The sequence below is a fragment of the Aegicerativicinus sediminis genome (genome assembly GCF_015476115.1).
GTDB classification, from domain to species: domain Bacteria; phylum Bacteroidota; class Bacteroidia; order Flavobacteriales; family Flavobacteriaceae; genus Aegicerativicinus; species Aegicerativicinus sediminis.
The window spans coordinates 435,058-447,049 of sequence record NZ_CP064295.1; the positions used below are offsets into that span (position 1 = coordinate 435,058).

Annotated in this window: 9 protein-coding genes; 6 read left to right on the forward strand and 3 right to left on the reverse strand. The window is 36.9% G+C overall.

The window, feature by feature from the left end; genetic code table 11:
• Positions 1 to 46 precede the first annotated feature (46 nt).
• Positions 47 to 1,045, reverse strand: a complete 999-nt coding sequence (gene obgE / locus ISU00_RS01980) for a GTPase ObgE (protein ID WP_228852366.1) — start codon at positions 1,043 to 1,045, stop codon at positions 47 to 49.
• A gap of 21 nt (positions 1,046 to 1,066) precedes the next feature.
• Positions 1,067 to 2,209 carry an adenylate kinase gene (locus tag ISU00_RS01985; protein ID WP_228852367.1) on the reverse strand — a complete coding sequence of 381 codons (1,143 nt, stop codon included), beginning with the start codon at positions 2,207 to 2,209 and terminating at the stop codon, positions 1,067 to 1,069.
• A gap of 96 nt (positions 2,210 to 2,305) precedes the next feature.
• On the opposite strand from ISU00_RS01985, the gene ISU00_RS01990 reads away from it, so the two are divergent.
• The 4 genes from ISU00_RS01990 to ISU00_RS02005 all read left to right on the forward strand — a co-directional run bounded on the left by ISU00_RS01990 (position 2,306) and on the right by ISU00_RS02005 (position 6,786).
• Positions 2,306 to 3,460: a 5-(carboxyamino)imidazole ribonucleotide synthase gene (locus tag ISU00_RS01990; protein WP_228852368.1), complete on the forward strand. Its 1,155-nt coding sequence runs from the start codon at positions 2,306 to 2,308 to the stop codon at positions 3,458 to 3,460.
• 9 nt (positions 3,461 to 3,469) lie between these two features.
• Positions 3,470 to 3,949, forward strand: a complete 480-nt coding sequence (purE, locus tag ISU00_RS01995; RefSeq protein ID WP_228852369.1) for a 5-(carboxyamino)imidazole ribonucleotide mutase — start codon at positions 3,470 to 3,472, stop codon at positions 3,947 to 3,949.
• 197 nt (positions 3,950 to 4,146) lie between these two features.
• Entirely contained in the window at positions 4,147 to 6,183 is a 2,037-nt protein-coding gene (locus tag ISU00_RS02000) for a M3 family metallopeptidase (protein ID WP_228852370.1), read from the forward strand.
• A 51-nt stretch (positions 6,184 to 6,234) separates the two neighbouring features.
• Positions 6,235 to 6,786, forward strand: coding sequence for a sigma-70 family RNA polymerase sigma factor (locus ISU00_RS02005; protein WP_228852371.1), 552 nt, complete (start codon positions 6,235 to 6,237; stop codon positions 6,784 to 6,786).
• A gap of 237 nt (positions 6,787 to 7,023) precedes the next feature.
• Here the strand turns inward: ISU00_RS02005 and ISU00_RS02010 are convergent, their stop codons facing one another.
• The gene (locus ISU00_RS02010; RefSeq protein WP_228852372.1) at positions 7,024 to 7,860 is read right to left on the reverse strand and encodes a UbiA prenyltransferase family protein; all 837 of its coding nucleotides are present in this window, start codon (positions 7,858 to 7,860) and stop codon (positions 7,024 to 7,026) included.
• 119 nt (positions 7,861 to 7,979) lie between these two features.
• On the opposite strand from ISU00_RS02010, the gene gcvP reads away from it, so the two are divergent.
• Positions 7,980 to 10,832, forward strand: coding sequence for an aminomethyl-transferring glycine dehydrogenase (gene gcvP / locus ISU00_RS02015; protein ID WP_228852373.1), 2,853 nt, complete (start codon positions 7,980 to 7,982; stop codon positions 10,830 to 10,832).
• 85 nt (positions 10,833 to 10,917) lie between these two features.
• The gene (locus tag ISU00_RS02020) at positions 10,918 to 11,976 is read left to right on the forward strand and encodes a 3-oxoacyl-ACP synthase III family protein (protein ID WP_228852374.1); all 1,059 of its coding nucleotides are present in this window, start codon (positions 10,918 to 10,920) and stop codon (positions 11,974 to 11,976) included.
• The last annotated feature ends 16 nt before the right edge of the window (positions 11,977 to 11,992 follow it).

Genomic DNA, 11,992 nt, shown 5'->3' on the forward strand with positions numbered 1-11,992 from the left:
TTTTACAGGAGTTTGAATATAATTTTATTGTAACAAATCAATCATTTCATTTATTCAACATCTGCCACAAACGATCTTTTAATTCAGTAAGTCCCATTTGAGCCACAGAAGAAATAAATAGGTATTCCACAGGAAGTGTTTCGTCCAGTTCCGTCTTAAGTTCAGCTTTCAATTCATCATCCAACATATCGCATTTAGAAATAGCGATAAGCCTGTCTTTATCCAATAACTCTGGATTGTAACGTCTTAATTCATCCAAAAGAATTTCGTACTGTGCTGCAATATCCTTAGCATCAGCTGGGATTAAGAACAAAAGAATGGAATTGCGTTCAATGTGCCTAAGAAAATAGTGCCCTAAACCTTTTCCTTCAGCCGCACCTTCAATAATTCCAGGTATATCCGCAACAACAAAGGTTTTAAAATCTCGATACTCTACAATTCCCAAATTGGGTTTTAGAGTAGTAAATTCATAATTGGCGATCTTCGGTTTTGCAGCTGTGATTACAGAAAGTAAGGTGGATTTACCAGCATTCGGGAATCCAACTAACCCTACATCGGCAAGAACCTTCAGCTCCAAGGTTATTTGCATTTCCTCTCCAGGAAGTCCTGGTTGAGCATACCTCGGAGTTTGGTTTGTAGAACTCTTGAAATGAGCATTTCCTAGGCCGCCCTTACCTCCTTCAACAACAATTTTCTCTTCTTGGTCCTCAGTAATCTCGAACAAAATCTCATTAGTTGTTGTTTCTCTAACAACGGTTCCCAAAGGGACGTCGATATAAACATTTTCTCCATCTGCCCCAGTACTAGTCTGTTTACCTCCATGTTCACCATGCCCTGCTTTAAAATGTTTCTTAAATTTAAGATGGAAAAGGGTCCATAAATTTGCATTTCCGCGCACAATTATGTGGCCTCCCCTTCCGCCATCTCCTCCATCTGGTCCTCCCTTCGCTACAAATTTTTCACGCCTTAAATGCGCGGATCCTTTACCTCCATTACCGGAAGCAACGTATACTTTGGCATAATCAACAAAATTCCCCTCTGTCATGTAAAAAAATGAAAATTCTAATTATAGTCGATCTATTACTTTACAGAGACGGTCTGTAATTTCTTGGATTTCCCCTACACCGTTAACCCCAAAATACTTGTCTTTACCAGAATAATAATTTTTTAAAATGGCGGTCTTGTCATAGTATTCTTTTATGCGATTTCTTATAATTATTTCATCTGAATCATCAGGCCTTCCACTAGTTTTACCTCTTTCTATCAGACGTTTAACTAAAACCTCATCATCAACTTCAAGGGCAATCATGGCGCTAATTTCAGAATCCTTGCTATCCATTAATTCATCTAGTGCTTGGGCTTGAGCTTCAGTTCGTGGGAATCCATCAAAAATGAAACCTTCGGCATCAGAATTTTTTTCAACTTCGGCATTCAGCATGTCAATGGTTACCTTATCTGGTACCAATTCACCTTTATCCATAAAAGATTTGGCAAGCATCCCTAAGGCTGTTTCATTTTTAATGTTGTATCTAAATACATCACCAGTTGAAATGTGTACCAAATTGTATTTTTCTTTTAAAAATTCTGCCTGTGTACCCTTTCCTGCACCAGGAGGGCCAAACAGTACCAAGTTCTTCATATGTTGTGTAGTTTTTAGTTGATAAACTTCAGGAATATCCCTGCCAAGTCCATTATAATCAAGACCATAACCAACAATAAATTTGTTTGGGATTTTAATACCTACATAGTGTAATTTAAAATCCTTTTTGTAGGCTTCTGGTTTATAAAAAAGTGTGGCTATTTTTAGTTCTTTAACCTTTTCGTTCTTAAAAATTCTATAGACCTCAGCTAATGTTTTACCAGAATCTATAATGTCTTCCAGAATAATTACCTTCCTGTCGGTTAAATCTTGGGTAAGACCTATTAATCGGTGAATATCTTCTGAAGACTTTAACCCTTCATAGGAAGCCAATTTAATAAAGGTAACCTCGCACGGTTTCGGATATTTTTTCACGAAATCGCTAACAAACATAAATGAACCGTTTAGGATACCCACAAATACGGGAACTTCATCTCCCATATCTGCACTAATTTCCTCGACCATCTTCTGTATGGCCTCATCAATTTCTCGACTAGAAATAAAAGGTTTAAAATAGAGGTTGTGGAGCTTTAACACAGCTTTACTATTTAAGTTTTCAAAGATAATCATTCAAAGACGTTTACTGGCATTTCATCTTGCATTTTAGAATTTATTCAAAGGATTACCCTTATTTTTGCACATGTTTATCGAATTCTTACCAAAGAAATGACATATTTCTCTTCAGATTTTAAATTAGGAATTTTAGGAGGCGGGCAATTGGGAAAGATGATGTTGTATGTTACCCGAAAGTTTGATATAGCCACCTGTGTCCTAGATCCAAGTGCCGAAGCACCTGCAAGATTAGCTTGTAATGAATTTTACCAGGGTGATTTGTTGGATTACGAAACCGTTTACAATTTTGGAAAAAAGGTAAATGTTCTTACCATAGAAATTGAAAACGTGAATATCGATGCTTTAGAAACCTTAGAAAAAGAGGGTATCATGGTTTATCCAAGTTCGAACACCCTCAAAAAGATTCAAAGCAAGGCCGTACAAAAGTTGTTCTATGCCGATAACGATATCCCTACATCTAGTTTTACACGATTCGCATACACCTCAGAAATAAATGAAGCTCTTAGCAATGGAAGCCTCGAGTTCCCTTTTGTATGGAAAAGTGCCAAATTCGGTTATGACGGTAAAGGCGTTAAGGTAGTTAGGAATGAAAACGACTTAAATGGTCTACCTAGCGTGGAATGTATTGCCGAGAAGCTGATTGATTTTAAAAATGAATTAGCAGTTATAGTTGCACGAAATATGAATGGTGAAATTGCTACCTATCCAGTAGTGGAAATGGAATTTCATCCTGAAGCAAACCAAGTGGAATATGTGATTTGTCCGGCACGGATCGACGATGAAGTGGCAGAAAAGGCTAGAAAGGTTGCACATAAGGTCTCTGAAGCATTTGAACATGTTGGCCTTTTAGCAGTGGAGATGTTCCAAACTCATGACGATGAAATTCTAGTAAATGAAGTTGCTCCGCGACCACACAACTCTGGACATTTAACCATTGAAGCTAACGTTACCTGTCAATTTGAACAACATATTCGAGCAATATTAGGATTACCACTAGGGGAGACAGATAATAAAATTGGCGGAATAATGGTAAATTTGGTTGGCGAGGAAGGGTATTCAGGAGATGTAATTTATGACCATATTGAAGATATCCTAAGCGAAGCTGGAGTTACACCTCATATATACGGGAAAAAGCAAACTAGGCCTTTCAGAAAAATGGGACATGTTACCATTGTTAACAACGATATTTCTGAAGCTCGTAAAGTGGCTGAAACCGTTAAGAATACAATTAAAGTAATAAGTAAATAAACCATAAAGATGACCAAGGTTGCCGTTATTATGGGAAGCAAAAGCGATCTTCCCGTTATGCAAGATGCTATCGATATATTAAAAGAATTTGGTATTGATGTATTGGTTGATATAGTATCTGCGCACAGAACACCCCAGAAGATGATGGAATTTGGCACAAAAGCACACACAAATGGCATTGGTGTTATTATCGCTGGCGCTGGAGGAGCAGCACATTTGCCTGGAATGGTAGCATCCCTAACGCCCCTTCCCGTAATTGGGGTTCCTGTAAAAAGCAGCAATTCTATAGACGGCTGGGACTCAGTTCTTTCAATCCTTCAAATGCCTGGTGGCGTTCCTGTTGCTACAGTTGCGCTTAATGGCGCTAAAAATGCGGGTATATTGGCTGCCCAAATTTTGGGATCTTCAAATAAGGAGATACAAGAAAAAATTATTGACTATAAGGAGGGCTTAAAAGCCAAGGTATTAGAGTCTTCCAAAGGTCTTTAACTAAAAAACCCCGAAGAGATCGGGGTTTTAAAGCTATTAATCAACTATTCTCAGGAATTCGGTTACGAATATCTCCGAAAATTCTCGGCAAAAATAGAAATATTTTCCTGTTTATCTTCTAAATTTTTCGTTAAATATCAGAAAATCAACCTCGTAGTAAGAAAGCAATTACAAAATCTTAAAATTAGTCTCAAAATATGAACCCTCTTCTAAAATCATTTGACACGCCATTTAATACGGCTCCATTTTCTCAAATTAAAGATTCTGATTACTTACCTGCATTTAAGGAAGCGATTGATCAGGCAAAAAAGGAAATCGACGATATAACAGAAAATCCTGAAAAGCCAACTTTTGAGAACACAATTGAGGCCTTAGAATTTTCTGGAGAGACCTTAGACCGAATTTCAAGTATTTTTTTTAATCTAAACTCAGCCGAAACCAATGATGAAATTCAAAAAATCGCACAAGAGGTTTCTCCATTATTGTCTGAATTTGGTAATGATATAACCCTAAATGAACAATTATTTCAAAGAATAAAAGAAGTATATAAACAAAGAGATAATTTAAAATTAACAACTGAACAATATACACTACTAGACAAAAAATATAAAAGCTTTAGTAGGAATGGGGCAAATTTACCGAAAGAGAAAAAGAAGAGGCTACGGGAAATTGATAAAGAGTTGAGTCAGTTAAAATTAAAATTCGGTGAAAATGTTTTGGCGGAAACCAATCGTTACGAAATGCTCATTACAGATGAAAATGACTTAGTAGGTTTACCAGAGGGTGAAATAGAAGCTGCAAAGCATTTGGCCGAAAGCAAAAATAAGGAAGGATGGTTGTTTACGTTAGATTATCCAAGTTATATTCCGTTTTTGAAATATGCTGAGAACAGGGAATTAAGAAAGAAATTAGCAATTGCAGCTGGAAAAAAAGGGTTTCATGGCGATGATTTAGACAACCAAGATATTGTTCTTATGATCGTGAAATTACGCTTTGAAAGATCTAAACTCTTGGGTTATAAAACACACGCACACTTTGTTCTAGAAGAGCGAATGGCAAAAAACCCAGACACTGTAAAAACCTTTCTTGAAGACTTATTGGAAAAAGCGAAACCTGCTGCCCAAAAGGAATTGGAAAGGATTAAAACGTTGGCAACAGAATTGGATAAAATATCGGATTTTCAAAAGTGGGATTCTTCATATTATAGCGAGAAATTGAAGCAACAATTATTCAATTTAGATGATGAAAAATTAAAACCTTATTTTAAGCTTGAAAATGTAATTAATGGTGTATTTGGAGTAGCAAACAGACTCTACAATTTATATTTCGAGGTAACAAATGAGATAGATGTTTACCACCCTGATGTTAAAACTTACAAGGTTGTAGATAACGACAATAACCTGAAAGCTATATTTTATGCTGACTTCTTCCCAAGAGCTGGAAAACGAAATGGGGCATGGATGACATCCTACAAATCACAATATAAGAAGGGCAATAAAAATGAAAGACCTCATATCTCAATTGTGTGTAATTTTACAAAACCAACCAAAACAAAGCCTTCACTTTTAACTTTCAATGAGGTAACTACCCTATTCCATGAATTTGGTCACGCCTTACATGGTATATTAGCCGACACCACCTACCCTAGTCTATCTGGAACAAGTGTATTTTGGGACTTCGTAGAATTGCCAAGCCAGGTTTTGGAAAACTGGTGCTACGAAAAGGAGGCATTAGAACTTTTTGCACATCATTATGAAACTGGGGAATTGATACCACAAGAATATATTGAAAAAATCAAGGAATCAGCAGCATTTAATGAGGGTATGCAGACAGTTCGACAAATTAGTTTTGGCTTATTAGATATGGCTTGGCATGGGATAGACCCAACCAATGTTGAGGAAGTGAAAACACATGAATTAGAAGCTTTTAAACCGACCATGTTACTACCCGATGTTGCAGAAAATTGTATGAGTACATCGTTTTCGCATATTTTCCAGGGAGGTTATTCTGCTGGCTACTACAGCTATAAATGGGCTGAAGTGTTAGATGCGGATGCTTTCGAATTTTTTAAGGAGCAGGGAATTTTCAGTTCGCAAGTTGCGAAGAAATTCCAAGAGAATGTATTGTCCCAGGGAGGGATTGAGGATCCAATGATACTTTATAAACGATTCAGAGGAAAAGAACCGAATCCGGATGCTTTGTTAAGAAGAGCAGGGTTGATAGAAAAGAATTAGTTTATATGCTAAAGTTTTAATTGACTAATTTAGCGCATCAAAAAAAATTGAATGCCAAAAGAGCTTCTCAAGCCTGAGTTGTGGATTGATAATTATTCTGATTTCCTTTTTCATTATACCATACAAAGGGTCAATGACAGGGAATTAGCAAAGGATATTGTACAAGAAACTTTTTTAGCGGCATTAAATTCTATGAAAAATTTTAAGGGTGAGGCTAGTGAGCGTACTTGGCTAGTGGCCATTCTTAAAAGAAAAATTATAGATTATTACAGGCGGGTAAATTCGAAAAAAGGAAAAGCTGAGGTCCATATAATATATACCGATGACGAACAGGAAGGAGATTGGCTTGAAGAAAAAGTGGCGGACCCTTTCCTAAAAAATGCAGAAGATAAATTGGAGAACACCGAATTAGGTGAAGCCATTTATAAATGTTTAGAAAAATTACCAAAAAAACAGGCTGAGGCTTTTAAGATGAAAACCATTTTGGGATATGAAACCGAAACAATCTGTAATGAATTGGATGTTACCCCGTCTAACTTTTGGGTTTTAATACATAGAGCCCGCACCTCTCTATCTCAATGCATGGAAGAAAATTGGTTTTAAGGGATGAAGAAAAATGACATTTTTATCAGTTGTGATCAGGCAAAGGAGATTTGCGATAAACTTCAGTATAACGAAGCTACTTGGCTTGAGAAATTGAAGTTTAAGTTCCGCTACCTGTATTGTCATGTAACCCGTAATTATTCTAACAAGAATGACAAACTAACTTCTACTTGCAATAAGGCTCAAATTCAGTGCATGGATTTAAAGGAAAAAGAAGAATTAAAAAAATCACTGGAATCACACCTCCGAAATAAATAACGCTATTGCCCATAAAATGGGGATAGCTTCTACCCAAAAACTAGTATAATATTTAGACCTTCGGGTATTAGAAAATCCTATAAAAATTAGACAGACAAGTAGCACCACTATTCTCCAAGCTATTTCTTCTCCTCCAATATTCTTATAAAATTGGCACAATAACACATAGAAAGCGGCCAATACTATACCTAGAATTTTGGTCTTTGCAATACCAATTTGCTGTGGTATGGTTGCCAATTTTAAACTATCGTAATTAAGGTCCCTAATTTCAAATGGCAGCATTAAAAGAAGTATTAAAAGAAAACGTTGAATTCCCAATGTTACACCATCACCGTCTATAGTCATTCCCTCATTGAAAATGGGCAGAAACACAGTAACCCCACTCCATACGAATGCAATTAAATATACCTTTAAACCACTAATACTCCTCAAATTTTTCTGTTTGTCCAAGAACCAGTTTCTAGGTGCCAGCGGAATTGCATATAAAAAAGTGATTACCCCCAAAACTCCTAAAAATATAATGGTCCTTTCCTCAAGCTGAAAAGTGAAATAGATCATTCCAACAAAACACAAGGCTGAAAATATTTGAATCAATTTTAACCAAGTCGCCAAACTTCGATGGTGGAATTTCGCTAGGCCAAAAAATTTCACAAAATTATATCCTGTGATTGAGGCGAAAAACACAAAGAAAAGTAAGTGAATGTCAAATGTAATTTCCAAAGTCTGGAAAGTGATATAGCATAATGCAACAACAGATAGAGCCACATGGATGCTACTATTTATATAAAAATCGAGTATCTTAAACCAGATCCGCATAAAACAAATTTACTCAAAGTGTTGATAAGGGATTTTAATGGTTAAAAACTTAAGTTAATTACATCTCAAAACCACCCATTATTCCTTAATTTTGCAGCTGGAAAATTTTCTATAATTACATGAATACAAATGCATTTTCTTACCGCCATATTGGGCCTCGGGAAGAGGACCAAAAGGCAATGTTAGACACCTTAGGAGTTGATTCAATTGAAGACCTAATTTATCAAACCATTCCAGACGGTATACGTTTAGAAAAACCATTGGATCTTGATGAACCAATGAATGAATATGAGTATATGACCCATATTCACGAGCTGTCTAAAAAGAATAAGGTATTTAAAAGTTACATCGGATTAGGTTACCACCCAACCATAATGCCAGCTGTAATTCAACGTAATATATTGGAAAATCCAGGTTGGTATACTGCTTATACGCCATACCAAGCAGAAATTGCCCAAGGCCGTCTTGAGGCTCTTTTAAATTTCCAAACTATGATTACCGATTTAACCGGTATGGAAATTGCAAATGCTAGTTTGTTGGATGAGGGAACTGCAGCTGCGGAGGCTATGAGTTTGTTATTTGCAGTAAGGGATAGGGAACAAAAGAAAGCTGAAATTGTAAAATTCTTTGTTTCTGATTCAGTATTGCCTCAAACAATCGACGTTTTAAAAACCAGAGCTCTTCCAATTGGGATTGACTTGGTAATTGGTGATGAAAATACATTTGAATTCGGTTCGGACTATTTTGGCGCGTTATTACAATACCCTGGCAAAAATGGAGTAATTACCGATATTAAATCTTTTATCGAAAAAGCTACTGAGGCAAATATAAAAACGGCCGTTGCTGCCGATATTATGAGCTTATTACTACTTGAAGCCCCAGGAAAATTTGGTGCAGATGTAGTCGTTGGTACAACACAAAGGTTTGGAATCCCTATGGGTTACGGAGGACCTCATGCTGCTTATTTTGCAACGAAGGAGACATATAAAAGAGAATTACCTGGAAGGATTATAGGAGTTACCAAAGACGCTGATGGTAATCGCGCCTTACGTATGGCTTTACAAACGAGGGAACAACATATTAAACGCGACAGGGCAACATCTAATATTTGTACGGCACAGGTTTTATTAGCGGTTATGGCTGGAATGTATTCTGTTTATCACGGACCCATAGGCCTTAAAAATATTGCTGAATCTATAAATTTACGCGCAAGAAAACTTGCTGAAGGTCTTTCCATATTGGGCGTTAAAGTTTCTTCACAGAATTACTTTGATACATTGGAAGTAACAGTTGACTCACAAAAGTTAAAGCCTATTGCGGAGAAAGCCGAAGTCAATTTATTCTACGCAGATCCAAGTACTGCTTATATTAGCATAAATGAGACAACTAGCGACAACGACTTAATTTACTTACTGTCAATCTTTGAAACTTATATAGAATCATCTGATTCAAAAATTGAGTTAAATAGCAATCCAAGTAATTCAATTCCAAATTTCGCAAATAGAAAAACCGAATATCTTCAAGAAGAGGTTTTTAATAGCTATCATTCTGAAACTGAGATGATGCGTTACATAAAATCATTAGAGCGAAAAGATTTATCCCTAAATCATTCAATGATTTCTTTGGGTTCGTGCACTATGAAATTAAACGCTGCTTCTGAAATGCTACCTTTAAGTTGGCCAAATTGGGGAACGATGCATCCATTCGCCCCCATTGAACAAGCAGAGGGATATCAAATAGTCCTAAAATCCCTTGAAAATTACCTAACGGAAATTACAGGATTTGCGGCAACTTCCTTACAACCTAATAGTGGGGCGCAAGGAGAGTATGCTGGATTAATGGTTATTAAAGCTTACCACGAATCTAGAGGTGAAGGACATAGAAATATCTGTTTAATCCCTTCCTCAGCGCACGGTACAAACCCAGCAAGTGCAGTCATGGCTGGTATGCAGGTAGTTGTAACTAAGTCAACAGAACATGGTAACATTGATGTTGAGGACTTAAAACAAAAAGCTGAACAGCATAAAGATAATTTGGCTGCATTAATGGTTACATACCCATCAACGCACGGAGTATACGAGTCTGCCATAAAAGAAATCACAAAAATCATTCACGATAATGGCGGCCAAGTTTATATGGACGGTGCAAATATGAATGCTCAGGTTGGGTTAACCAACCCTGGAAATATTGGTGCTGACGTATGCCATTTAAATCTTCACAAAACATTTGCAATCCCTCATGGTGGCGGTGGACCTGGAGTTGGCCCAATATGTGTTGCTGAACAATTGGTACCATTTTTACCAGGAAACCCTGTAATTAATAAAGGCGGTGATGATGCAATTACAGCTATTTCGGCAGCACCTTATGGATCGGCCCTGGTTTGCCTTATTTCATATGGATATATAAAAATGTTAGGGGCTAGCGGTCTAACCAAAGCGACAGAAATTGCCATATTAAATGCAAACTATATCAAGGAGCGCCTGGAAGGCCATTACAAAACATTATATTCCGGAGAGAGAGGTCGCGCGGCGCACGAAATGATAATTGACTGTCGACCATTTAAAGCTTTTGGCATAGAGGTGAGCGATATCGCCAAAAGGCTTATGGATTATGGATTTCATGCCCCTACAGTATCATTTCCAGTTGCAGGAACAATGATGGTGGAACCGACGGAAAGTGAAAGTAAGGAAGAGATGGATCGTTTCTGTGACGCCCTCATTTCTATTAAACATGAAATTGAGAATTGTAATTCCTCAGAACCTAATAACGTTTTAAAAAATGCGCCTCACACTTTAGAATTGTTAACTGCTGATGATTGGAATTTACCATATAGTCGAAAACAAGCTGCTTATCCTTTGGATTTCATCAAATTAAACAAATTTTGGCCTTCTGTTAGAAGAGTTGATGATGCATATGGGGATAGAAACTTGATTTGCACATGTGCACCAATCGAAGATTATATTGAAGCATAAATTAGGTTTGGACATCGTATTTTTTCTAAGCCGAATTGGGCTGTTTCATATAGAAACACTAACATTACCCAAATACTAATTATTAATGGGTATAAAGATTATTGGATCCGGAAGTTACATACCTTCCGCCGTTGAAAAAAACGAGAAATTTAGCGATCATGAATTCTTTGATTCAGATGGAAATCAATTTTCGCATGGCAATGAAGTAATCATTGAAAAGTTTAAAGCAATAACTGGGATTCTTGAAAGGCGGTATGCCGATCCCAAACTTAATTCATCCGATTTAGGATACTTAGCAGCGAGAAAAGCCATCGATGATGCAGGTGTAGATCCAGAAACGATCGACTATATTATTGCAGCCCACAACTTTGGTGATGTAAAACATAATACAATCCAGTCAGATGTGCTGCCATGTCTAGCTGCGAGAATAAAACATTTATTGGGTATTAACAACCCTAATTGCGTGGCTTATGATATTCTATTTGGCTGCCCTGGTTGGGTTCAAGGAATGATTCAAGCGAAAGCATTTATTGATGCAGGAATTGCCAAGAGATGTTTGGTCATTGGAAGCGAAACGCTCTCTAGGGTGGTCGACAAACATGATAGAGATTCGATGATATTTTCAGACGGTGCAGGAGCAACAATAATTGAAAAAATCGATGGTGATTCCGGAATTCTTTCACATGAAAATGCAAGCTATACCACAGAGGAAGCGTATTACCTATATTTTGGCAATTCTAACAAGAAAGAATTATGTAGGGATACGCGCTACATTAAAATGGATGGTAGGAAAATTTACGAATTTGCGTTGAAATATGTTCCGCAGGCTATGAAGAGCTGCCTAGACAAAAGTGGAAAATCGATAAAGGATCTAAAGAAGATTTTTCTTCACCAAGCAAATGAAAAAATGGATGAGGCCATACTTAAACGTTTTTATCGTTTATACAGAACAGAGGTTCCTGAGCACGTTATGCCTATGAGTATTCATGAATTGGGTAATAGTTCTGTGGCAACTGTTCCAACACTTTATGATATGGTTGCTAAAAATACCATGGAAAATCATAGGTTAGAAAAAGGAGATGTTATTATGTTTGCAAGTGTAGGTGCCGGTATGCATATCAATGCAATGGTCTACGAATGCTAAACAATAAAAAATAACT